18 protein-coding genes and 3 pseudogenes are annotated in these 22,865 nt (G+C 69.0%); 11 read left to right on the top strand and 10 right to left on the bottom strand.

All coding sequences use genetic code 11. From position 1 onward, the window contains the following. Positions 1 to 283: 283 nt before the first annotated feature. A pseudogene (locus ACSHXN_RS36205) lies at positions 284 to 666 on the top strand (contact-dependent growth inhibition system immunity protein). A gap of 45 nt (positions 667 to 711) precedes the next feature. Here ACSHXN_RS36205 and ACSHXN_RS36210 read toward each other — a convergent pair. The 7 genes and pseudogenes from ACSHXN_RS36210 to ACSHXN_RS36240 form a co-directional block, all read right to left on the bottom strand. Next, positions 712 to 1,272, bottom strand: a complete 561-nt coding sequence (locus tag ACSHXN_RS36210; RefSeq protein WP_355140248.1) for a transposase — start codon at positions 1,270 to 1,272, stop codon at positions 712 to 714. An 82-nt stretch (positions 1,273 to 1,354) separates the two neighbouring features. After that, a pseudogene (locus ACSHXN_RS36215) lies at positions 1,355 to 1,555 on the bottom strand (transposase); the annotation flags it as partial. A gap of 97 nt (positions 1,556 to 1,652) precedes the next feature. Continuing rightward, entirely contained in the window at positions 1,653 to 3,074 is a 1,422-nt protein-coding gene (locus tag ACSHXN_RS36220; RefSeq protein ID WP_438305187.1) for a cellulose binding domain-containing protein, read from the bottom strand. Further along, positions 3,071 to 4,618 (bottom strand): beta-N-acetylhexosaminidase, encoded by a 1,548-nt coding sequence (locus ACSHXN_RS36225; RefSeq protein WP_356108680.1) that lies wholly within the window; start codon positions 4,616 to 4,618, stop codon positions 3,071 to 3,073. The genes ACSHXN_RS36220 and ACSHXN_RS36225 overlap by 4 nt, the downstream gene beginning before the upstream one ends. Before the next feature lie 33 nt (positions 4,619 to 4,651). Continuing rightward, entirely contained in the window at positions 4,652 to 5,488 is an 837-nt protein-coding gene (locus ACSHXN_RS36230; RefSeq protein ID WP_355140245.1) for a carbohydrate ABC transporter permease, read from the bottom strand. Further along, positions 5,485 to 6,453, bottom strand: a complete 969-nt coding sequence (locus ACSHXN_RS36235) for a carbohydrate ABC transporter permease (protein WP_438305190.1) — start codon at positions 6,451 to 6,453, stop codon at positions 5,485 to 5,487. Before ACSHXN_RS36235 ends, ACSHXN_RS36230 begins: the two co-directional genes overlap by 4 nt. A gap of 39 nt (positions 6,454 to 6,492) precedes the next feature. After that, the gene (locus ACSHXN_RS36240) at positions 6,493 to 7,764 is read right to left on the bottom strand and encodes an extracellular solute-binding protein (protein ID WP_355140243.1); all 1,272 of its coding nucleotides are present in this window, start codon (positions 7,762 to 7,764) and stop codon (positions 6,493 to 6,495) included. Positions 7,765 to 7,961: 197 nt separating this feature from the next. Between ACSHXN_RS36240 and ACSHXN_RS36245 the strand changes: the two genes are divergently transcribed. Continuing rightward, a complete protein-coding gene (locus ACSHXN_RS36245) occupies positions 7,962 to 8,825 on the top strand; it encodes a GntR family transcriptional regulator (protein WP_355140242.1) in 864 nt (287 codons plus the stop codon). Positions 8,826 to 8,958: 133 nt separating this feature from the next. On the opposite strand, the gene ACSHXN_RS36250 is transcribed toward ACSHXN_RS36245, so the two are convergent. The 3 genes from ACSHXN_RS36250 to ACSHXN_RS36260 form a co-directional block, all read right to left on the bottom strand. After that, the gene (locus ACSHXN_RS36250; RefSeq protein WP_438305194.1) at positions 8,959 to 13,398 is read right to left on the bottom strand and encodes an nSTAND1 domain-containing NTPase; all 4,440 of its coding nucleotides are present in this window, start codon (positions 13,396 to 13,398) and stop codon (positions 8,959 to 8,961) included. A 4-nt stretch (positions 13,399 to 13,402) separates the two neighbouring features. After that, positions 13,403 to 13,750 carry a CU044_2847 family protein gene (locus ACSHXN_RS36255; protein WP_355140240.1) on the bottom strand — a complete coding sequence of 116 codons (348 nt, stop codon included), beginning with the start codon at positions 13,748 to 13,750 and terminating at the stop codon, positions 13,403 to 13,405. 153 nt (positions 13,751 to 13,903) lie between these two features. Further along, a complete protein-coding gene (locus tag ACSHXN_RS36260) occupies positions 13,904 to 14,779 on the bottom strand; it encodes a tetratricopeptide repeat protein (protein WP_438305197.1) in 876 nt (291 codons plus the stop codon). A 192-nt stretch (positions 14,780 to 14,971) separates the two neighbouring features. Here ACSHXN_RS36260 and ACSHXN_RS36265 point away from each other — a divergent pair, with 192 nt between their 5' ends. The 9 genes and pseudogenes from ACSHXN_RS36265 (at position 14,972) to ACSHXN_RS36305 (ending at position 22,862) form a co-directional block, all read left to right on the top strand. Beyond that, positions 14,972 to 15,604: a DUF2461 family protein gene (locus ACSHXN_RS36265; protein ID WP_355140238.1), complete on the top strand. Its 633-nt coding sequence runs from the start codon at positions 14,972 to 14,974 to the stop codon at positions 15,602 to 15,604. Positions 15,605 to 15,912: 308 nt separating this feature from the next. Continuing rightward, positions 15,913 to 16,155: pseudogene (locus tag ACSHXN_RS36270) on the top strand (transposase); the annotation flags it as partial. A 21-nt stretch (positions 16,156 to 16,176) separates the two neighbouring features. Next, positions 16,177 to 16,614, top strand: a complete 438-nt coding sequence (locus tag ACSHXN_RS36275) for a cytidine deaminase (RefSeq protein WP_356296455.1) — start codon at positions 16,177 to 16,179, stop codon at positions 16,612 to 16,614. A gap of 56 nt (positions 16,615 to 16,670) precedes the next feature. Continuing rightward, a complete protein-coding gene (locus ACSHXN_RS36280; protein ID WP_383358062.1) occupies positions 16,671 to 17,111 on the top strand; it encodes a hypothetical protein in 441 nt (146 codons plus the stop codon). Positions 17,112 to 17,404: 293 nt separating this feature from the next. Beyond that, positions 17,405 to 18,196 carry a hypothetical protein gene (locus tag ACSHXN_RS36285; protein WP_438305200.1) on the top strand — a complete coding sequence of 264 codons (792 nt, stop codon included), beginning with the start codon at positions 17,405 to 17,407 and terminating at the stop codon, positions 18,194 to 18,196. 401 nt (positions 18,197 to 18,597) lie between these two features. Beyond that, positions 18,598 to 18,723, top strand: coding sequence for a hypothetical protein (locus tag ACSHXN_RS36290; protein ID WP_438306523.1), 126 nt, complete (start codon positions 18,598 to 18,600; stop codon positions 18,721 to 18,723). A 411-nt stretch (positions 18,724 to 19,134) separates the two neighbouring features. Beyond that, positions 19,135 to 21,042, top strand: coding sequence for a lamin tail domain-containing protein (locus ACSHXN_RS36295; protein WP_438305203.1), 1,908 nt, complete (start codon positions 19,135 to 19,137; stop codon positions 21,040 to 21,042). A 483-nt stretch (positions 21,043 to 21,525) separates the two neighbouring features. Then, on the top strand, positions 21,526 to 22,065 hold the full coding sequence (locus tag ACSHXN_RS36300; protein WP_438305205.1) for an RNA polymerase sigma factor: 540 nt from the start codon (positions 21,526 to 21,528) through the stop codon (positions 22,063 to 22,065). Continuing rightward, on the top strand, positions 22,062 to 22,862 hold the full coding sequence (locus ACSHXN_RS36305; RefSeq protein ID WP_438305208.1) for a hypothetical protein: 801 nt from the start codon (positions 22,062 to 22,064) through the stop codon (positions 22,860 to 22,862). The genes ACSHXN_RS36300 and ACSHXN_RS36305 overlap by 4 nt, the downstream gene beginning before the upstream one ends. Positions 22,863 to 22,865: the final 3 nt, after the last annotated feature.

Raw genomic sequence — 22,865 nt, forward strand, 5'->3', positions numbered from 1 at the left:
TTGTCAAACCGCGAGAGTGCTGGGCGGCGTGAACTCGTAGCACAGTCCGTCTCGTAGGAGCAAGGCTGATGCCTTCTCAGATTTCAAGATCGACTAGTTGGATTGTCCTCGACGCCGACGAGACGTTCGCACAGCTCACAGGCGCCGAAGAGGGATCGAACGGTGAACGTTTCCCATTCCAGCACAGTGTTCAACTTCGTCCCTACCCCAACAGGGGCGGCGACGTCGACCCGTACGTCAAGCCTGAGACCGCGTTCAGATCTCGTCGTAGGACAATCGGGCGGTGACGCGACCCCCCAACTGTGACCGCTCCCTTGAAGAGCTTGAACGCGACCGCTGGCCAGCCCCGTCGGCCGATACCACGCGTCTTGTCGCTACTGCGCACGCCTTGCGGCGTCGGCCGATCGGCGAGCTGGCAGTCGAGGACATGCGTCTGTTGATCGGGCAGGACATAGGGCTGCCCTGGCCCTCAAGGTACTGCGGGACAACCCGATGGCGGAAGGTGACATGTACGAAGGTGATCTGCTGTCCGCGGTCCTCACCAGGAACCCAACCGTCTGGGCCGAGTCTTCCGGACTCGGCCGAGAGCCTCGCGCGATCGTCTCGGAGTTGATCGACCTGCCACCTGACCTGCAACAGAAGGTTCAGCGGTTCCTGAATCAGTAGCGCGCTGATCCGGGAAGTTACCCATGGGCGGGCAGACCGGCGTATCTATGAAACCTCTCGCGCAAGCGGGCGCGGGCCCTGCCGTGTCGCCGGTCGGCCGCGGGTGGGGCGGCGGACCATGAGGCCGATCGCTGCCCAGCGGATCATGGTCTCGGAACGGGCCGGGCTGGTCTCGTAGTCCCTGGCGAGGCGGCGATGAGCAGTAAGCCACGAGAAGGTGTTCGATCGCCCAGCGCTTGGGCTGGACCTGGAAGCCACACTGGCCAGGATCCTTGCGGACGATGTCCAGCTCGCGGCCGAGCATCTGGGCGGTCCAGTCAACAAGCGGCTGGCGAAGCCCTGGCCCGCCCAGATCTTCCGAATCTGCGGATGGTCGAGACGAGTCCACAGCAACGACCGCTTTGCGCCATCCCGATCCTGGACACTGGCCGCGACGACATGGATCGCGACGAGCAGGCCGAGGGTGTCGGTTACCAGCAACCTCTTGCGGCCCTTGACCTTCTTGCCCGCGTCGAAGCCCTTGGTGGCCGCCGGGACGGTGTCGGCGGTGCGGACAGATTGCGAGTCGATCAGTCCTGCGCTCTGCCTTTCGGCCGTCGGCCTCACGGACCCTGCCGCGCAGGACGTCGTGGACGTGTTCGACGCTGCCGTCGTCGTGCCACCAGGTGAAGTACCAGTACACAGTCAGCCCGGGCGGGAAGTCCTTCGGCAGCTGCCGCCAGGGGCACTCGGTCCGCACCACGTAGAAGAGCGCGTCCACGATCCGCCGACGTGGGTGCTTCTCCCGACGTCCGCCCCTCGGCCCTACCCGCGCTGGCGGTAGCAACGGCTCCACCCACACCCACTGTTCGTCCGTCAGATCCGACGGATAGCCGCCCCCCAACACCACTCACGCAGAGCTCAACGACCGCTCCATTCCGGCACGCCGAACGCCCAGGAGAGAGGGGAGTCCGCGCGCGTGGAGCGTGCGGACTCCCCAATGCCGGTCAGGGGGCCGGCACCGTGTCCTCGAACGTGGTGCCTGCCGACCGGAAGGCGGACACCTTGGCCGCCACCTGGGCAGGGGTGAGCACTTGATCCTTGATATGCAGGACATAGTCGACCTGCTGGTCGTACGCGCGTGGGCTGGTGCTGCTCTGCCCGCCGAAGTCGATCAGCCACTGATTGAAGTTGATCGACATCGGCCGCTCCGGCAGGTACTGGGCGTCGTGCGTGCCGAACAGCTGGCCGTCGACGTAGTAGCGGATGGAGCTGTTGTTGATGGTGAGCACCAGGTCGTGCCAGCCGGCGTAGCTCTGGCGGCCCTCCGTGTGCTGGTTGACGGCCTGCCACGGGTCCGGGTTGTAGGTCTCCCAGGACGTCGTGTACAGGATGTTCGACGGCTCGCCCCAGCCACCGTTCGGGAGGTACTCGAAGTCGTACTCCGAGTAGTCGTCCGCCATCGGCGCCTTGAGATCGTTGATGGTGAAGAACGTCTGCACGAGGTGGTCCCCGTCGGGCCCGCTCTTGGGCGCGTCGTTGAATTTGACGCGCGCTGCGTACGTGCCGTTCTTGAACTTCATCGCCTTGGTGAGGACTTCGGTCTGCTTTGTGCTCCCGCCGGTCCCGGACGTCGATGTCTCCAGGTTCATCACCGAATTGCCGCCCGAGGAGGAGAACGTCACGTTCTCCGGCGCCCAGGTCGCGCCCGGCACGCCCGGACCACCGGAGTTGGAGCGCACGCTCCAGCCGTTCGCGGAGATCCTCGGGTCGTTGTACGCCGAGTAGTTGAAGTCGTCGAAGAGCGTCGCCCCGTCGGCCGGCGGGTCCGTGGGCGGATCGGTCGGGTCGGTCGGATCGGTCGGGTCGTTGCCCTCGGGTGCCGTGCCCCAGACGACGCCACCGTCCACCTGGGCGGTGACCTTCGACCAGTTCGCGTACGACGTCTGCGAGGCGCCGAAGGAGTAGTCGTCGCTCTGGTTCAGCGGCTGCCAGTCGGAGCGGTAGAACCGCAACTGGAGGTCGCCGGTGTCGGCACCGGGCGCGAGAGAGCCGGCGCCCGATGTGAAACCGATCTCCAGATACCGGTCGGCGTTCGAGGTCGGGTGCTCCAGCGTGCCGAACGTGCCGGTGATGTTGGCGCAGCCCTTCACAGCCCAGGAGCACGCGAAGCGGTAACTCGTGCCTGCTGTGTCGGACTTGAAGTAGTAGCGCAGCTTGACACTGCTCAGCGGCACCGCGGAGCCGCCGGCGTTCCTGACCTTGAGCCACGGCTCGGCCTGGTCGCTGCCGGTGGACCCGGTGTGATACTGGACGGTGAGGTCGCCTGCCGCCGCGTCGGCGGTCGAGGGCAGCGCGAAGAGGCCCACGGACCCGAGCACGGCGGCGACGGCGCAGGTCAGGGTTCTTCCGATGGTCGTCCTACTCATGACTGTTCCTTTCCGGAACGGTGGGGGATGGGGACGTACGGATGGAGCGGGCCGTACCGCACACCGAGCGCGTCGAGCCGAGTCGAGTGCGCCCCGAGCCGGCGCCGGAAGTCCGGCCATGACGCGGCGCCGTGCCAGGCGCGGTCAGCGAATGCGGACAGGCGGGGGAAGGCGAGATAGTCGATGTGCCCGGGCGTGGCGGCGAACTCCGTCCACAACTCGGCCTGTATGCCGACGAGGTCACCCGCGGCGTCCGGCTCTTCAGGCAGGTCGTGGCTGTGGACCGCGGGCAGGTCGACCACGGCGCCGGGCTGTCCGGCCGGCTCGTCAGGGTCGTCCGTCTGGGCGTAGTCCAGGTACGCCGCGCGGTGCTGGGCGCTGATGACGGTATGGCCGCGCTTGAGGGCGATCCGGGTGTGCTCGGGTTCGCGCCAGGTCATCACGGTGAACTCCGGCGGCAGCTCCTCGCCGGTCTCCGCCCAGGCCACCGGGGTGCGCCCCCGCTCCAGCAGATGTGCCCCGACCCTGCGCAGGAACCAGCTGTGCAGCGCATCCACGCCCGCCAGGCCCTCGGCGTCGGCCCGGGCCCGCGCCACCGGACTCGCCGCCCACTGCGTCGTCGGGCATTCGTCGCCGCCGATGTGCACGTGCGGCGAAGGGAAGACGTCCAGCACCTCGTCGAGAACGGCACGGCAGAAGTCGAACACCGGCTCCTGAACGCCGAGGATCGTGTCGCACACCCCCCAGCGGGTCCACACGTCGACCCGCCGCCCGGGCACGGCCCCGAGCTCGGGGTACGCGGCGATCGCGGCGCGGGCGTGCCCCGGCATCTCGATCTCCGGCACCACGGTGATCCCGCGCCCGGCTGCGTAGGCGACCAGATCGGTCAACTCCCGTCGGGTGTAGAACCCTTGGTGCGGCAACCCGTCGAAGACGGTTGACCCGGCCGGCCCCACCATCGACTCGGCGCGCCGCCCGCCCACCTCGGTGAGCCTGGGGTACGCCGCGACCGGCATCCGCCAGCCCTGGTCGTCGGTGAGATGCAGCTGCAGCACGTTCAGCTTGTGCAGTGCGAGCAGATCGACGTACCGGCGCAGCATCGACACCGGCTGGAAGTGCCGGGCCACGTCGAGCATGAACCCGCGCCACGGGTGCCGCGGCACGTCGGTGATCTCCACGCACGGCAGTCGCAGCTCGGCTGGAGGTCGCCCCGACAGGGATGCGGGTGGCAGGAGTTGGCGCACGGTCTGGATACCGTGCAACAGCCCCGTGACCCGCGCCGCCCGCAGCAGGACGGCGTCCGGCGAGACGGTCAGGCCGTATCCCTCCGCGCCCAGCCCGGTCAGCCGCGGGTCGAGCGCGAGAACGAACGGCCCGTCCGCGCGGGGCCCGAGGGGCAGTCCGACGGCCGTCCGCAGCAGGCGCGCGGCGGGTTCGGCGCCGGGGGCGATGCGCAGGGACGTGGTGCCGTCGAGTGTGAAGTGACCCGGGCGGTGAGCGAGGTTGGTGGGCTGAGGGATCAGGGCAGGGCGAGGTGCGGACACTGCGTACCTCCGGGACCTTTGGGTGGCGGCGGGTCAGCCTTTGACGGCGCCGGCCGCGAAGCCGGACGTGACGTGCCGCTGCAGCAGCAGGAACACCGCGAGCGCGGGCAGGGCGAACAGCGTGGACGCGGCCATGGTGGCGCCCCAGTCGGTGCCGAACGTGTTGTGGAACGAGGACAGCCATACCGGCAGCGTTCGATGGTCCTGCTGCTTGATGATCAGGAAGTTGGCGTACGCGAACTCGTTCCACGCCGTGATGTAGCCGAACAGCGACGTCGCCATCAGTCCGGGCGCGAGCAGCGGGAACGCCACATGCCTGAAGGCTCCGAACCGGGTGCAGCCGTCGACCTGTGCCGACTCCTCCAGCTCCGCCGGGATCGTCGCGATGAAGCCCCGTAGCACCACGATCGTGAACGGCAGCGTCATCATGAAGTACACCAGCGTCAGCGTCGGCAGCCGGTCCAGCATGTCGGTGTCCCGGGAGATGATGTACACGGGGATGATCAACGACTCCCACGGTGCCATCTGCGCGACGAACACCATCAGCATGAACTGCCGCCGCCCCCGCCACCGCATCCGCGCCACGGCGAACGACGCGCCAAGGGCGACGATCAGAGCGAGCAGCACCGCGCCCAGTGTCACCAGGACGCTGTTGCGCCAGAACAGACCAAAGCCCTCCGCGTCGATCGCCCGCTTGAAGTGATCGAGTGTCCAGGTCTGCGGCAGCAGTTGAGGGTGCTCGGACTGGATGTCGCGGTTGGGCTTGAAGGACGTCGTGATCATCCAGTAGACGGGGAAGAGGCAGATCACGACGGTGAGGGCCGCGGCCAGGTGCAGGGGGAGGCGGCGCACCGCCCGCCGGGTGCTCACAGCTCGGCCTCCTGACGGAACATCTGCCGGAAGTACACGACCAGAATCCCGGACATGAGCACGACGGTGACCATCGATGCCGCGGAGCCGAGGTCGTAGCGCTGCTGGGCGAGCGCCGTCTGGACCGCGTACACCGGAAGGATCGTCGTCGCGTCGCCGGGGCCGCCGCGGGTCATCACCCAGATCTGGACGAACGCTCGGAACGTCCAGATGACTTCGAGCGAGAGCACCAGCATGAATATGGGCCGCACGATCGGCAGGGTCACCGACCGGAAGATGCGGAAGCCTGACGCGCCGTCGAGCCGTGCGGCCTCGTACAGCTCGGACGGCACGGTGGTGAGCGCCGAGTACAGGGTGATCGCCGCGAACGGCACCGACTGCCACACCACGAGCGTCACCAGGATCCCGAACGCCGCGCCCCCGTGCGCCAGCCACGGATACCCCTCGAAGGACGTGAACCCGAGGCCCGTCAGGACATGGTTGACGATGCCGAACTCCGAGTGGAACAGCCACTGGAACACGGTTGTCGCCGCCACGACCGGCATCGCCCACGTCAGGACGAGCGAGCTCAGCACGGCTGTGCGCCAGCGCCGCCCGAGCCGCTCGATCATCAGCGCCACCAGTGTGGAGAGCACCATGATCAGGGCGACGTTCACCGCCATGAACAGGAACGTGCGGCGCACCACGGTCCAAAAGCGCGGATCCGTCAGCAGGGTCCGGTAGTTGTCGAACCCCACGAAATGCGCGTCGCCGAGGATGAGTTCGCGTAGCCCGAAGTCCTGGAGGGAGATCAGGACGGCCCGGGCCAGCGGATAGACCAGCAGATACAGCATGCCGAGGACGGCGGGTGCCACCAGTAGGTACGGCCAGGCGCCGGACATGGTGGCGCGGCGGGCCGGCCCCGGTGTGCGCCGGGGCGGCCGGGTCAGGGGGCGGGGCGCGGTCCGCTCATGAACGACCGACACGGCGCACACTCCTTCCTTCGTCATGGGACAGGTCGGGGGTCAGGAACCGGAGTTCATCGCCTGTGTGATGGCCTCGGACGCCTTCGTCGCCTCGGACGCAGCCGCCTTCCCGGTGAGCACGGCCGTCATGTAGTCCTTGATCGGGTTCTTGGCCTCGACGGCGGCCCACCCCGGCGTGTTGGGCGTCGCGTGCCCTTCGGCGGCGCCGACCGCCATCGCCGAAGCACCCGGATCGGCCGCGACCGCGCCTGCGAGAGTCGTCTTGTTCGGCACGTAGCTCATCGCGACGGCGAGCTTCTTCTGCCAGGCGTCACCGGTCAGTTCCTTGATGAACGTGTACGCCGCGTCGTGATGCTGCGACACTGCGGGGATCACCAGATCCGAACCGCCCGTGAACACGGCTCCGGGCTTGTCGGCGGTCTTGCCGGGGATCGGGAAGAAGCCCAACTTGCCCTCGAGGGCGGCGTTGTTCTGGACGATGACATTGGCGCCGCCGGGTGTGCTGATGATCTGCGCCACCTGCCCCTTCGCCATCACCTCGGCCTGCGGGGGCTGTGCCTCGTCGGAGTCCTTCGGTCCCTTGCCGAGCGCCTGCAGCTTCTTGTAGAAGTCCATCGCGTGCAGCGCCTCGGGGGTGTCGAGCGCGCCCTTCCAGTCGCCGCCGGACTGGGTGGCCAGATCGCCGCCCTCGTCCCAGATGAAGCCCGAAAGGGTGTACCAGTTCTGCCCGGGCAGGTAAATCCCCTGTTGGGAACCCTTGTCGAGCTTCTGCGTGGCACTGATCCACTGATCCCGGGTCTTGATCTTCGATGCGTCGACGCCGGCCTTTTGGAAGAGGTCCTTGCGGTAGATCACGACGCGGTTCGCCGCGTAGTAGGGGATGCCGTACTGCTTGTTCTGGTAGGAGCCCGGTTCGGCGAGCCCCTTGAGCCAGGAGCTGCCGCCGAGGTCACTGACCTTGTCGCTCAGGTCCAACAGGCCGCCGCTCTGGGCGAACTGGGCCACCTGGGTGTTGCCGGTCTCGATCACGTCGGGTGCGTCGTTGCTGGCGAGGGCGGCCGTGACCTTCTCGCCGATCCCGTCCCACTCCTGGATCTGCACCCGCACCTTGATGTCGGGATGCGCGGTCTCGAAGCCCTTGACGAACTCCTTCTGGAACGCGGCCGACACGCTGTCGCGCATCAGCCACACGTCGATCGTGGTGCGCCCACCGCCGCCTGACCCCCCGTCGTCGGAGCCGGACGAACTACAGGCACTGAGCCCGGCGGCCGCGACGAGCGCGGACAGGCCGGCGAGCAAGCGGAGCTTCACGGGTCACCTCTGGGAGTCGGACCTGACCAGTTGACGAACTGGTCAGGTGACCTCTGGTGGTGGAGAAAGGTGGCATAGACCAATGGGTGCGTCAACCCCCCAGGTAAAGCACGCTAGTTGCCAGTCTGGTTGTCGATCTCGCCCGTGTCGTGGTCAACTGGTCAGGTAACTGGTCGTACGGAGCGAGGGAGCGGAACGTGAGCGCCGAGGGACACGAGGCGAACGAGGGGAGCACACCGGGATCGGTACTCAAGCGGGAACGGGTGCGTGACCACATCCTCGAACTCATCGAGTCGCAGCACCCCGGCGACCCGATCCCCTCCGAGCGCACGCTCAGCGCCCGCCTCGGGGTGTCACGCCCGACACTGCGCGCCGCCGTGGACGAACTCGTCGCCGCGGGCCTTCTCGTCCGCGAACACGGGCGCGGTATGTTCGTCGCGCCCGAGAAGATCACCCAGGAACTCGTCTCCCGGGAGCAGGCGATGACGCTCCCGCAGGCGGGCGGAGCGTGGTCGAGTCGCCTGCTGGAGTTCACCACGATCCAGGCGGGCGCCCGCGTCGGCCGCCGGCTGCGCCTTTCACCCGCGGCGAAGATCGTGTACGTGGCCCGGCTCCGGCTTGTCGACGGGGCGCCGATGGCCATCGAGCATCTGCACATCCGCGCCGACCTCGTACCGGGCCTCAGTGCCCAGGAGCTGGAGGACGGTGACCTCTACGAGCACCTGCGCGGGCATCACGACGTTCACGTCCGCGAAGCCATGCAGACCATCGAGCCGACCGTCGTCACCCGCGCCGAGGCCGACGTCCTCGACGTGCCCGAGCTGTCGCCCGCGATGCTCATAGAGCGGCTCACCATCGACGCGGCCGGGCGACCCGTCGAGTACGTGCACTCGCTCTACCGCGGCGACCGCTACCGCATCGTCTCCCGACTCACCCTCGGCCCCGCCGCGACCCCCACGGAGCCGGTGGCGGACCACCATCCGGGCATCCCGCCCGGCGACTTCGGCCGCCTCGGTACCGTCGCCTCCTCCACCCGGGGTGACGTCCAGCAGGCCCCCTGACACCGCTGGAGCGGCCGGTACGGTCGCGGGCCGCCGCGTGACTGCGGTTCCGCCGCGGCCGACCACCACCATGGCCGCCGCGCGGCGGACCTGCGCGGGCACGGCACGGCGGAGGGTCAGGAGCAGCCGTCGGCTACTGGGCGTGGTACGGGAGCACGGCGTTCGGCCGCGCGCACGGTGGGTTGTAGGCCTCATGGGGCACGTACTGGCTCCACTGGCTGCGTGTGATCACGTCGCCGACGGTCGCGCACACCGAGTCGGTGTTGGCGGACGGGTTGACGTTCCACACGTCGATCGACTGGGAGATCGTGGTGGCCAGCAGTACCCCGTCCGCGCTGAAGGCGACGTTCCCCCCGCTGATCGCGCCGTCCGGCTGGAAGGCGGAGGACGCCTGGAACAGGGGTGCGCCTGGGTTGCGGGTGTTCCAGATCTCGAGGTGGGCGTTCCCCTCGCCCTGTCCGATGGGTGTGTCCTGGGGGACGCTGCTCAGCACGAACGTGTTGCCATCCGGACTGAACGCGGGGGTGTCGCCGGAGTAGCCGTTGACGTGGAAGGTGGCGGGGTCGCCGACGATGCGGTCGTCGACGATCCGGAAGAGGCGGAAGGTGCCGGAGGAGTCGCCGACGGCGAGCCAGTGTCCGTCCGGGCGGAAGACGCCGGTCGACACCTGCGTCCCTGGGGTCAGACGGCGGGCGGGATGCGCGACGGGATGGCGTGGGTCGGAGATGTTCCAGGACAGCAGCGCGTCGTCGGTGTCGGCGATCAGCAGGCGGCCGTTGGGGGAGAGGGCGATGTGGAAGGCGTCGGCGGGGACCTTCGCGACTTGCCGTGGGCGGGCGGGCTCGGTCACGTCGAACAGCTTCACCGTGGGCGCGGTCCCCTTGTTCGCACTTCGGTCCTCGTTGTTGTCGTCGACGGCCAGGATGTGGCTGTCCGGGGTGAAGGCGAGGCCGTGCACACCCCGGTCGATGCCGTCGACGGTCGCGATGACCGGAAGGCCGGCCCTGGTGGCGTCCCGGAGCCGCAGGACGAGCCGTGTCCTGTCGTGTCCCTCGGGGATGTGCTCGCTGTCGGCGAGGATCTTTCCGTCCGCGCTGAACGCCGCGGCCTCGGCACCGATGTAGCCACCGGGGAGATGCGCGACATCGCGGTGGGGCGGTTTCCCCGTGAGGTCGATGACCTTGCCCGAGTCACCGCCTACGACGGCCAGAAGCCGCTTGCGACCCGGGCTGAAGGCCACGGCCACGTCGAATCCGTCGGGCCGCGCTCCGTAACTGCCCGCGGCGCCCGGCTGATAGGGGTCGCGGGTGTCCCACTGCTGGACGCCCGCGCCCGTTGCGTGCAGCAGTACACGCCCGCTCGGCGCGAACAGGGCGGGCCCGTTGAAGGACTCGTTCACGCCGGAGAGCGTGTAGACGGGCGTCACATCCGCCATGGAGTGGGTCTGCCACAACTGGTCGCGGCCTTGGCCGTACGCATCGCCGCACACCGTCGCGAGGACAGCGTTGTCAGGACTGAAGGAGACGGACAGCAGGCCGTCGACACACAGGTCGGTGGGGCCCTCGTTGCTCGCGGGCGCCGCGAGTCGGCGCGGCGGCTTCCCGGGGACCGTGCTCCAGAACCTCATCACGCTGTTGTTCCCGTCCCCGGGCGCCGCCAGTATCGCGCCGTCCGAGGTGAAGGCGAGCCTGTGCGCCACCGGGCGGTATGCCGACGAGCGCTGTGTGTCCCCGTGGAAGCCGTCGACGGTGGCGGACGGCTGTCGACCGGACGCCGACACGTCCCACAACCGGATCTTGTGGTCTGCCCCGGAACTGGCGAGGGTCGGCCGGCTCGGCGAGAAGGCGAGCGAGTCGACCTCGCCGTGATGACCGGGAAGAGCGGCCAGTTGACGCGGCGCCCGTGGCGCGCTCACGTCCCACAGTTCGATGGCGCCGCTTTTGGTGCCCGCAGCGAGATACCGGCCGTTGGCGCTCGTCGCGAGCGCGGTGGCGGCGTCCTCTCCGAGGCCGAGTGTGCTGAGCTCATGGGGGTGTGCCGGGTCGGTGAGGTCCCAGAGCCGCAGTGTGTGAGCTGCCGCACCGGTGGTCGCCGCCAGCACGTGCCCGTCGGGAGTCAGGGCCAACGGGCCGCCGTTCGGCCCGGCGATTCGGGCCCGGGCGTGACCTGACCCGCTCCAGACGGCGATGCCGCTGTCCGTGGACATGACCAGGGTGTGCCCGTCGCGGGATTGCGCCATGTCGGAGACCGCGTCCACGCTGTCGAACACACCGGGGGCGGCCAGCGCGGCCAGCACCGGTCCCGAGCCGGTCTCGGGGTCGAGCCGGTACGAGGTCAGGGCCAGCTGTTTGGCGAGTCCGGGATTCGTGTCGAGCATGCGTTCCGACTCGGCCGCCACCAGGCGGGCCACCGCGCTGTGCCGCTGGGCGACCGCGTTGTCTCGCTCGAAGAAGGCGACCACTGCCGTACCGGAGGCGATGAGGGCCAGGGCGACCATGACGGTGATCGCCGTGCGCCGCACGCGCCGGCGCCGTGCCGCCGCCCGGCGTGACACGGCAAGGAACGCGGCGATGTCGCCGGGCAGGCCGCGCTGCTGTGACCACTCCGCGCCCGCTTCCAGGTCACTTCCGCCGAGGAGGTCGTCCGACCTGCTCGACTCCCGCCAGCGCGCCCACCGTTCGCGCGCGCGTCGCAGCCAGTCCTGGAAGTCGCGGTCCCTGCCCACCCAGGCGCGCAGTGTCCCCCACTCCCGGATGAGAGCTTCATGGATGAGCTCCGCCACCGGCTCACCCTCGTCGCCGCGCCGTCCCGGCAGGGGCACGGTACGGGTGACGACGACGCGGTCGCGCGTGAGCGCCCTGAGGACGTCTTCGGTCTGCTGCTCCCGGGCTTTCGCCGAAAGGGCGTCCGTGGTGTCCTCGGCCAGTTCGCGGAGGACGGCGAGCGGGACCTGTTGCCGGACGGCCGGAATATGGTGCGCCTCGTCGGCGGGCCGTACCAACGCGGTGAGGATGCGTCGTACGGTCGGCCGGGCTTCGTGGGGCAGTTGGCGTACCACGTCGTCGCACCATGTCGCGATGCCGCCGGACACTGTGCCAAGTGCCTGGTACGCCTGATGGGTGAGGTGTCCGTCGTTCTTCCGCCGACGCTGCCACAGCCGGTGGAGGGTCAGTTCGAGCAGCGGCAGTACGGTGACGGGGGCCCGTTGCGCGTTGGCCTCGTCCGGGTCGATCGCCAGGATGTCGGTGACGATCCGGTCGGCCAGCCCCTTCTCGAAGTGTGCTCCCACCGCTTCGGCGGGGCGGGTGACGATCGCGTGCAGGTCCTCCTTGCTCAGCGTGGCCTGCACGCTCAACAGGCCCGGAGCGACGGCGTCCAGGACGTCCGGGGCCAGAGCGGCCAGCCGGGGGTAGAAGTCATCGCGCATGACCAGGAGCACCGTCAGGGCCGCGTCGGACGTGACCGCCGCGGCAATCCCCCGCAGGGCCGCACGCTGTGGCTCGGGTGTCTGCCCGTCCGGCGACGTGTGCGAGAGCAGTTCCTCGAACTGGTCGACTATCAGCAGGACACGGTTGTGGTCAGGGCAGTCGGCGAGCCGTTGCTCCACGGCGGCGGCGATCCCCTGCGTACGGACACCGCGCAGTCCCGCAACCTCGAGCGCGGACAGCAGATCGTGTTCCGGGCGTACGGACACAGGCAACCAGCGGTCGCTGTCCGGTAGTCGTCCTGCGGCGAGCGCGGGGACGACTCCGGCCTGGACGAGTGAGGACTTGCCCGCACCGGAGGGCCCGAGGAGCGCGACCGCCCGGCGCTGTCCCGCCAGTGTCTCGACGACACGCTCCACGGCGGCCTCCCGCCCGTGGAACCAGGCGGCGTGCTCTGTGGCGAAGGGCTTCAGTTCCCGGTAGGGACACATGTCGTACAGATGCAGCGCGGTGCACACCTTGCGGAGCGTCTGGGCGGGCGTGGCGTACGCGATGCCCAGGCCCTTCAGATAGGTGTCGGGTGCGGCGATCGCCGTGACCATCCCGATGACAAGTCCGGTCATCGCGTCGACGACGGGCGCGCCGCTGAATCCGGTCGTCAGGTCGTTGGCGGCGGTCAGTTGCAGCAGGGGGTCGTCGGATCCCTGACCGTTGCCGGGCGGCAGCAGGTCACCGGCTACCGCGAATCCGTGGTGGCCGCCGGGCGGAGCCTGGGCGGGAAACCCGAACGACCTCACGTGGTGGCCCTGGCACCCCTCGGCGGAACCCAGCCGCAGTGGCTGGACCCCTGCGGGCGGGGCGTCCAGTTCCACCACGGCGATGTCCAGATCCTCGGGCGCGCGCCACTGATCGGTCCGCACATACCCGTCCGCCTCGGGGGCGCCCGGTGCGTGGGGGAAGGCGAGCCGGACGCGCCCGCCGGGTCCGGTCCCGGCCTTGACGACCACGTGGGCGCAGGTGACGACTGTCCGGTCCGCCACGAGGAAACCCGCGCCCACCGTGTGCTGTGCGCCGTCGAGCACCTGCACCACTGGCGTGTGGGCTCCGGGCTCCGACTCCTGCAGGGCATCCTGGGCGGGCGCGCTCACGGCGTCACTCCTCCGCGGCGTCCCGCCGGCGTCCGGCGTCCTCGTGACGCCATGTCATCTTCACCTTGAGGTGGCACCCGACGCCGGTCTTCGTGATCACAGCGCCCGCCTCGACGGCGAGATCAACACCGAACTCGACCTCCACCTCGTCGGGGCCTGCCTCCCGCAGCCGGCGCATTACGCTGCGTGCCGTGTCGGTCACCGGTCCGAGTGCCGCCTCGAGCGTCACGGGCAGGTTGTGGACGGTCTGTGTGACGCGGCCCGCCTTCACCGGCCCGCCTGCTTCGGGTGACGCCTCGATCAGTACCGATCCGCCGCCCTCCAACTCCAGACGGGCGAGCCCTTCGACCATGACCCCAACTCTCCTACTGTTCACGGTTGTTACCACCCTCTCACGGGGGCACGACGTCACGCCAGGTGCCCGTGTGCGGCTGGAGCCGATCGCTCGGATTTCATGGCGACCATCAGTCGGGGCAGACCGCTCACCGATGAGCCTGACCAAGCCCTACGAGGATCCTCCGCCCGCATCCGGGGCTTCGGGCGGAGGACCCGCGGTGGTGATGTGGGTCAGCAAATCCCGCGCTTCGCGGATGCGTGGATGGGTGGGATGGAGGAACTGCTCGCACTCATACAGGGATTGACGGACCATCACTACCGCTTCGTCCCGGCGACCCAGACCGTGCAGAGCCGCGGCGATGACCATGGCCGACTGCCCGCTCCCGGCGCGGGACGCGGGCGGCGTCGGCTGCCGGGACTCGGTGAGCGCCTCCTCGTACCGGCCCTGCCCATTCAGGCTGCGCACCAGGAGAGACCGCAGGGAGGCGGCTCTGTTCTCCGTCGCGCGGGACAGATTGCCGCGCGCGACCGCTTCCGCCTCCTCGAAACGGCGCTGTCCGCACAGGGCTTCCGCCAGGCACGCCAGAGCGGACAGCTCGATGTCCGCCACCTGGGTGAGATGTGCCAGACGGGTCACCTCACGCAAGATGCCGGCGGCCTCGGACTCCGCGTCCGCGTACCGCTCCTGACCGAGGAGAACAACCGCGCGATTGACCCGAACCACCAGCAGAAGGGTCCGGCCGTTACCGCTCGTCTGCTGCAACGCCTCCGTCAACGCCTCCAGTTCGGGCAGTACGTGCTCCCTGCGCCCGTGCAGTACCGCGGCCGTGAGGGCGAACGTCCTCGCCATCCACACCGGCTCGGGACTTCGGTTCCAGAAGACGCGCCGCGGCCGGTCCGCGAGAGCCTTCGCCCGGGCCTCGACCTCCTCGTACTCGCCCGTCCCGAACTGTTCCAGGAGACCGCGGAAGACCGTCGCCTGCGCACGGGAGATCCCGCCCGTAGCCCACCCGAACAGGCCGATGTCCCTCTGTATGAACTCCACGCGGTGCGACCTTACGGGTCCACCTCGATCCATGCCCTCGAGGGTCGGTCGCGCGCGCATCGATGTGAGCTGATGGACCCACTGTCGTCCGTGTCGGACCGCTGCGCCCAGGCGTGCTGATCGGAGAGGTCACGCCTGCCTGCCCGTCTCACTCTCCCCGCGCGCGGATCACGGGTGAGCTACCCTGCCTGCATGCGCGGACGGTTCACCGGCTGGCCGGAGCAGGCCATGGACGTGTTGTGGCAGCTCCAGGGCGAACCGACCCACGCGACGCGCGAGCGCTGCCGCGCGGACCGCGAACGCCTGGTCCGGCAACCGATGATCGCCCTGCTGAACGAGGTCGCGGACACCGACCCCCGGTACGAGGACTTCTCCGTCTGGCACTACCGCACCGACTCCTGGTGGTGGCAGCACCAGGGCGCGGTGATCCGACTCGGCCGCAAGATCGAGATCGGTCTCCGGTTCGACCTGGACGGCCTGCGGATCCAGGGTGCCTGGTGGTACCCCGATCCCGGCCAGGTGGAGGTGTTCCGCAAGGCTGTCGCCGCCGAGGGGAGCGGCCGCGAGCTGTCCGCCATCGTCGAGGACGTGCAGAAGAAGGGCTACGAGATCTCCGGGGACGTGATGAAAGGCCCCCCGCGCGGCTATCCGACAGACCACCCCCGTGCGAACCTGCTGCGCCACCGTTCGCTGATCGCCGCCCGTCTCCTCGGCTGCGAGGAGTGGCTGCACACCCCCGAGGCGGTCGACCGGGTCCTGTCGGCCGCCGCCGACCTGGACGCCCTGCTGATGTGGCTGCTCCGCCACGTGAAGCGTGCCGCCTGACACCACGAGACGCCGCGCGGCACGAGACCCACACCCGTGCCGTAGGCCCCTGCGCTCAAAAGGTGATGCACACCTTCAGCGCCGACCGGTCGTCCATTGCCCAGCAATCGAGGGCACCCTGTCTCATGCCCTCCGCGCTATGGGCGGAGTTTGCCTGAGCCCCATGACCCCACGGAGCAGGACTTGCGATCCGCACTGGAGTCGCTGAAGCCCCTCCTGGTCGAGGTCCGGCCTGGGTGGTTCAGTGTGGCCGAGGCCAAGGCTTCAGCATGAGACCGGCGTGTCGGCTGGTAGGTGGTCATCTTCGTCGCCGCGTCGGCGTCTGGGCCGCGGCCAACAACGTCGAGTTCGCCTACACACCGACCAGCAGCTCCTCGCTCCACCGCATCGAGGCGCAGTTCACCGCCCTGCGCTACTTCGCGCAGGACGGCACCGACCATGCCAGCCAGAAGGAACAGGGCACCATGATCCGCCGCTGCATCATCTGGCGGAACAAGCACACCGCAGATATTCGCTTGCCCACCATCGTCACGCGGGCCAACGTCGCCTGACATCCGACGAAGGCAGAGAAGATGACCACGCAGACCCACCCCGACGACCACGAACTCATCGAGGCCGCAGCACACGTCGCCCGCACTCGCTGCCGGGGCGACAACCACACCATGGCGGCCGCAGCCCGCGCCCGGGACGGCCGGATCATCACCGCGGTGAACGCCTACCACTTCACCGGAGGACCCTGCGCTGAGCTGGTCCTCATCGGCGCGGCAGCCGCCCAGGGCGCCTACGAGCTGGACACAATCGTCGCCGTGGGCGACCGCGATCGAGGGGTCGTTCCCCCGTGCGGCCGGTGCCGGCAGGTCCTTCTTGACTACTTCCCCGCCCTCAAGGTCATCGTCGGCAAAGGCGACCGCATCCGAACCATGCGTATCACCGAATTGCTGCCCGAAAGCTACGTCTGGGCCGACCACCAACTCGACGCCGAGAAAACAGCGCCCCTCAGTACGAGCTGACACCGCCGGACCACAACAGGGCGAACGTTGCCCGATGCGGCACTAGGGTCACCACCATGCGATGGGGGGATCGGCCGGTATGGGTCCGGTGCACGGCGGTGGTGTACGTGGCAGGGTTTCTGGAAGGGACGGGAGCGCACGGGTACTTTCTGGTGAGGGGCGGGCTTGACGCCTACCACTACGCACCGATGCTCGTCCAACTGCTCTTCCACGTGCTCCTGCTGCTCGATCCGCTGGTCGCACTCTTGATGATCCGTGGCCGCCCTGGTGGACCGCTACCGGCCGCCGTGGTCATGCTTGCGGACCTGGCCGGCAACTGGAACATCGCATGGAGCGCCGTCACGACGCATCCCACCCAGTTCCTCCGTCCGGTAGGGCTCTTGCCGATCACGCTCTTCGGTGTCTTCGTCCTGCTCACGGCGCTGCCGCTCCGCCGGGCGCTGGCGTCGGGAGGTGGCATCAGGGCCGGTGTGTCACCGCTGTCCGAGGCGGGGTGACGGCCGGGGCGTCAGCCGAATCGCTCGGGAGGACCGAGAGTCTCGGCCTGCCCCACTCCCGCCCTGCCGCGATGGACTCCAGCAGGTTGCCTCCGGACGGACTGTGTGCGCCCACGGCACGTGCACGGCATCGCGGGTGTGACTGACCACGGGACCTCGCACCGAGCCGGCAGGTGAAATACCGGTCCGAACATCAGGGCAACCGCGACCGGCCCCGAAGGGTCTAGAGAGCAACACACATCATCAGGTTTGCCATGAGGCGATGGCGAGCCCGACGCCCCGAAGGGGGATTCATGCGCATCCGCCCGGCCGCCGCCGCCGTGTTCCTTGCCACCGCCCTCCCCGCAACAGTGACTCCGGTACCCGCCCAAGCGGCGGACCGTGCGGCACCCAGCGACACCACGTTCTCGAAGGTCGTCGTCAACGGCGGCGAGGACATCGTGCTCGGCCTGACCACCAGAAAGACCATCACCATCACGTGGACAGCGAAGGACCCGGACGGTGTCGCCGCTTCCTGGGCCTACCTGTGGCACGGCCCCAACACCGACGACGCCGACGGCATCCTGCCGACCTACCCGCCGGCCGGCACATGCAAGGTGTCCCCAACCGAACGCACCACCTCCACCTGCAAGGTGAGCTTCGCCGTGGACGCCGCGCGGGACGTCGACGACAACGACCTCGCCGGCACCTGGAAGGTGCTCGCCGAAGCACAGGACGCCGACGACGACTGGACAGCCGTCGACGTCGTCACCACAGCCAAGTTCAAGCGGTACGCCAAGATGACGGTGAACGCCTCGCCCGAGCCGGTGAAGAAGGGCAAGAGCATCACGGTCACCGGCAAGCTGTCCCGCGCCAACTGGGAAAGCGGCACCTACACCGGTTACGAGGGCCGGTCGGTCCAACTGCAGTTCCGGAAAAAGGGCAGCACCACGTACACCACCCTGAAGACCATCACCAGTGGCAGGAGCGGAGCGCTGAAGACCACCACCAAGGCCGGAACGGACGGTTACTTCCGCTTCCGCTTCACCGGTACCACCACAACCGGCCCGGCCACGGCAGCCGGTGATTTCGTCGATGTCAGATGACGGTGGCGGGCCGGGCGCCGCAACGGCACCCGGTACGCCGACGCGCAGGGCGAACGCGGCTGTGTCAAAACATGTGTTCCGGACAACGCCGTCTTCCGCGACAGCCGCACCGCCGCCCTGATCGATTTCGAAGTGGCGGCTGGAACCATCCCCTCGGGGGCTTGCCATGACCGTCCGTTACTGGGCGCCCATGTTCCATCCCCGGCAACTGTGGCAGGCCTCCTGTCTCGCCAGGCTGACCGGGCCCGCGCATCCGGATCCTGGCCGACGACTACGGCCTCTCGCCCCAGGACCTCGCCGAGGTGAACCACGCACCGGAAGACGGCGGCGAAGCCGAGAGCCGGCGAACCCGCCTCGGCTCGTTCTTCACCGGCAACCTCTGCGACTACGTCGACCCGGAAGTGCTCGCCGACGCGCCCATGGTGAGGTTCCCGCCGTTCTACCCGGAGGAGTACCAGGCGCAGTTCGCGAGCGTCGGCGCCGCGTTCGACCGGCACGGCTCTCCCCGCTCAAGCAGCGCAACCTGAACCTGCTCGGCCGCCACAGCTTCACCGCCGGTGTCCCGGCCGTCGGCGCCGCACGCCCGCTACACGAACCGGACACGCACGAACTGGACGAGGACGACGCGGGCACCGTACGGGATCGAGTCCGGCGCCACACGCGAGGGAAGTGGCAGCATCCTCGGCCGGGAGGCCGTCCGTTCCACTCCGCCTTCTTCCACGAGCCGGATCCTCCATGGCTTCGGTGCCGACGCCGCCTCTCATGTGCCCGTCCACGCATGGCATTTGGGCGACCAGTAGGCGGCATTCAACTGGAGTACACGTCGATTCAAGGTCTGATCATCAGAGTTCGACCTCGTGTCTACTTCTCATTCGCGTGTCGGCCTCGCCTCCGTATGCGCCGCGTCTTTGACGTTCTCGGGACTTGTCTTCACAGGGATGCTTGCCGCGCAGCCCGCGGCTGCCGCGGACCCTGCCGGATACCAGAATGTTCGGATCAACGAGGTCACCTCGTCGAACAACGACACGGTAGAGCTGTACAACGCCGGATCGGCCGCCGTGAGCATCAGCGGCTGGAAGATGTCCGACGACAGTTTCTCCCCGCAGTCGTTCAGCCCGTCCTCCACCACGATCCCGGCGGGAGGCTTCGTCACCTTCAACTCGCCCAAGGGGCTCGGTGACTCGGACAAGCTGGTGATCTACACGTCCGACGGCACGGTGGTCGACCGCGTCGAGTGGGCCACCGACAAGGCGAAGCCGGCGGTGGCACGCTGCGGCGGGGACGGCACCGGGGCGTGGGTGACCTCGACTGCGTCGACTACGTTCGGCGCTGCCAACGGCGCGGGCTGCCCGTCGTCGGTTCCGGCGGCCGGCCAGGTGCGGATCAACGAGGTCACCTCGAACGGCTCGGACACCGTGGAGCTGCACAACGGCGGAACGAGCGCGGTCAGCATCGGGTCGTGGAAGTACGTCGACAACGACACCAGCCACACCCCGGCCTCGATCTCGTCCTCCTCGCCGAGCGCGACCAGCATCCCCGCGGGCGGCTACGTCACGTTCAACTCCACCCTCGGCCTGGGTGACAACGACTCGCTCTTTCTCCTCGACAACAACGGCAACACCATCGACTCGGTGACCTGGGCGACCGATGGCGCCAAGCCGTCCGCCGAGCGCTGTGCCGACGCCACCGGGTGGTTCCAGACTTCCACGACTGCCACGCTCGGCAGCGTGAACTCCTGCTCGGGCTCGGGCGGAAACCCCGGCGGAGGCACGGGCGGAGGCGACACCGGCCACCTGTTGGGCGGCGGCGGCTCGCTCACCAAGAACTGTGCCCCCGAGGCGCCCTCCGGTACGGGTTCCCGCCCGGCGGGCACGCCGGCGTGGCCGGGCGGCCTGGACGTCACGATCGCCGACAACGTCTGCGCGTTCACCACGTCCACCGGCCCGGAGGGCCGTGACCTGAGCGGTCTGGCGTTCGACCCGGCCAACCCCTCGGTGCTGTGGGCCGCCAAGAACAAGAACTGGCTGTACAAGCTGGTCAAGAGCAACGGCAAGTGGATCCCGGACCCGTCGTGGAGCGCGACCGGCAAGCAGATCCGCTTCCAGGGCGGCTCCGGCGAGCCGGACTCCGAGGGGCTGACGGTCGGCGCCAACGGCCACATCTACGTGAGCTCCGAGCGCGACAACACCAAGAACACGGTCCCCAAGGACACGATCATGGAGTTCGACCCGGCATCGACCGGCTCGACGCTGACCCCGATTCACCAGTGGGACATGACCTCGCAGTTCCCGCAGCTCAACACCGGCAACAAGGACGACGCGAACCTGGGCTTCGAGGGTGTCGGCTACGTGCCCGACAGCTGGCTGACGGCGAACGGCTGGATCGACCCGCTCACCCATGCCGCCTACAACCCGGCGAACTACCCGTTGCACGGGTCGGGCCTGTTCTTCGCCGGCCTGGAGTGGGACGGCACGCTGCACGTCTACGGCCTCAACTCCGACGGAACGTTCACCACGTTCGGCACGATCGCCACCGGCAAGGCATCCGTGATGGATGTGTCGTTCGACGCCGGAACCCAGCGCATCATCGCGAGCTGCGACAACACCTGCGGTGAGACGCACACCTTCATGAAGATCAACGCCAGTGGCGCGATCGTCCCGGACGTGACCTACACCAACCCCGCCGTCATGCCGACCGACAACCTGGAGGGCTTCGCGATCGCCCCGCCCTCGACCTGCGTCAACGGCTCCCGCGAAGCGGTCTGGACCGACGACGGCATCTACGGCTTCGGCTCTGGAACCTCCTCCTACGGACACGCCCTCTACAGCGGCACCTTCCCCTGCTGACCCCAACCGCACCAGCCTGGCCGCGGGCGAGCCCGCCGGCACCCTGCGGAACAGCGGGGGCCGGCGAGGCGTCCTGGCCCGGGCTCGAAGGGAACGGCGACGGCGCTGTGCGGTGAGCACGCCACGGTCGCACACGCGGCAGGAGGGGCGGCCTCCCACCGGGAGGCCGCCCCTTCCGCTCCGCCCTCTCCCACAGGCCGAAGGCTCCGCCCTCGATCACGATGAGAAGCCCGATACCGGTCAGAACCACCGGCAGCAGGACGTGGCACCAGCGGCTCACAACCCCGGCGATGACAGGCAGGGTGGTTGGCGCGTCGATTGCGAGCGGGCAGCAGTCACCATCATTGAGCTCTGTACGACCGGGCAGCCAGGTGCAACGCCGAGGCGGACCGCGGGTCGGCCGCGGTCGCCGGCTCTCGGTAAGCGCCGTACCGCCCGAGAACCTGAATCGAAGGTCGTTTCGTCTCCCTGAACGTGAAAGGCATGGCAGACCTCGACGAGGCAGAGCTCGTGCGTCGTGTCGCCGGCGGTGACCGGATGGCGTTCGACGAGTTGTATCGGCGTACATCACCCTGGCTGGCGGTGCGGCTCCGCCGCCGCTGCGCTGACGACGACGTCGTCGCCGACGTGCTCCAGGAGACCTACCTGGCGGTCTGGCGGGCGGCCGGCAGCTACGCGGGCTCCGCGACGGAGGGCAGTGCGGTCGGCTGGCTCTGGACTATCGCCGCGAACCGTCTCGTCGACGCGTTCCGCCGGCGCGCCCGGCACGAGCGGCTGCCGACCGTTGCCCTGGTCGAGGAGACCGCGCCGGCCGCCGAGGACGAGGTGATGGCGAACCGAGTCGACCAGGACCTCGAGCAGGCACTGCTGCGGCTGCCACCGGAGTTGCGGCAGGTGCTGCAGGCGATGGTGCTCGACGACCTGTCGGTCCGCCAGACGGCGGTGCTGCTCAGCATGCCGGAGGGCACGGTAAAGACCCGCGCGCGACGGGCCCGGATCGCGCTGCGGGAGGCGCTCTCATGACTCATCCCACCACCGTGGTTCTGGCTCGCTACGCCGAGGGCGGGCGCGGGCTCGACGACGCCGCGCTCTGGTCGATCGAGGTCCATCTCGACGCCTGCGCGGAGTGCCGTGAGCAACTGGCCGCAGAAATCACCCCCGCCACTGCGGAGTTGCTCGACCGAGTCGCCGTCTCGCTCGACCAGGTGATCCACACCAGCCCGCTTCCGGCCCGGCGACGCACACGTGCGGCAGCCGCGCACAGACGCCTGCTGGCCTGGACGCTGCTGCCCTGGCTCGCGGTGACCGTCGCGGTGCTGGGCTGCGGCGTGCTCCTCGACTCCGCCGAGCCGAGCCTGCCGTCGCTCGTGCTGCTGCTGGCCCCGGTGGCTCCGCTGCCCGGCGTCGCGGTGGCCTGGAGTCAGCGGATCGATCCGGTGTGGGAACTGATCGCCACCACGCCCGCAGCCGGCCTGGCCATGGTGTTGCGGCGCACGCTCGCGGTGCTTGTCGTCGTGCTTCCGGCGTTGCTGATGGCGGGTGTGAGCACCGGCACCTCACTGGCCCTCGTCCTGCTGCCGTGCCTGGCGTTCACTGCTGCCACCCTCGCGCTCGGCGCCTTCATCGGTGTGCGGCGCGCGGCGATCGCACTCGGCGTCGCCTGGTCCGCGGGGGTCCTGCTGCCGAGCGTGGCGACCGAATCCCTGTCTCCGGTGCTGCAGCCGGGCAGCAACGCCGCCTGGGTGGCGACCACCGTGGCCCTTGCCGCGGCCACCCCGTTCGCCGCCACTCGCTTCCGCCGCCTTGCCAGTGGCAACTGACCC

This window comes from Streptomyces sp. HUAS TT11 (genome assembly GCF_051553595.1).
Taxonomy (GTDB): Bacteria; Actinomycetota; Actinomycetes; order Streptomycetales; family Streptomycetaceae; genus Streptomyces.

What these genes read in the sequence shown, in the direction of transcription:
- ACSHXN_RS36220 (WP_438305187.1), bottom strand. Translation starts at nt 3,074, where the DNA reads ATGAGTAGGACGACCATCGGAAGAACCCTGACCTGCGCCGTCGCCGCC.
- ACSHXN_RS36255 (WP_355140240.1), bottom strand. Translation starts at nt 13,750, where the DNA reads ATGGTCGAAGGGCTCGCCCGTCTGGAGTTGGAGGGCGGCGGATCGGTA.
- ACSHXN_RS36265 (WP_355140238.1), top strand. Translation starts at nt 14,972, where the DNA reads ATGCGCGGACGGTTCACCGGCTGGCCGGAGCAGGCCATGGACGTGTTG.
- ACSHXN_RS36275 (WP_356296455.1), top strand. Translation starts at nt 16,177, where the DNA reads ATGACCACGCAGACCCACCCCGACGACCACGAACTCATCGAGGCCGCA.
- ACSHXN_RS36280 (WP_383358062.1), top strand. Translation starts at nt 16,671, where the DNA reads ATGCGATGGGGGGATCGGCCGGTATGGGTCCGGTGCACGGCGGTGGTG.
- ACSHXN_RS36285 (WP_438305200.1), top strand. Translation starts at nt 17,405, where the DNA reads ATGCGCATCCGCCCGGCCGCCGCCGCCGTGTTCCTTGCCACCGCCCTC.
- ACSHXN_RS36295 (WP_438305203.1), top strand. Translation starts at nt 19,135, where the DNA reads ATGCTTGCCGCGCAGCCCGCGGCTGCCGCGGACCCTGCCGGATACCAG.
- ACSHXN_RS36300 (WP_438305205.1), top strand. Translation starts at nt 21,526, where the DNA reads ATGGCAGACCTCGACGAGGCAGAGCTCGTGCGTCGTGTCGCCGGCGGT.
- ACSHXN_RS36305 (WP_438305208.1), top strand. Translation starts at nt 22,062, where the DNA reads ATGACTCATCCCACCACCGTGGTTCTGGCTCGCTACGCCGAGGGCGGG.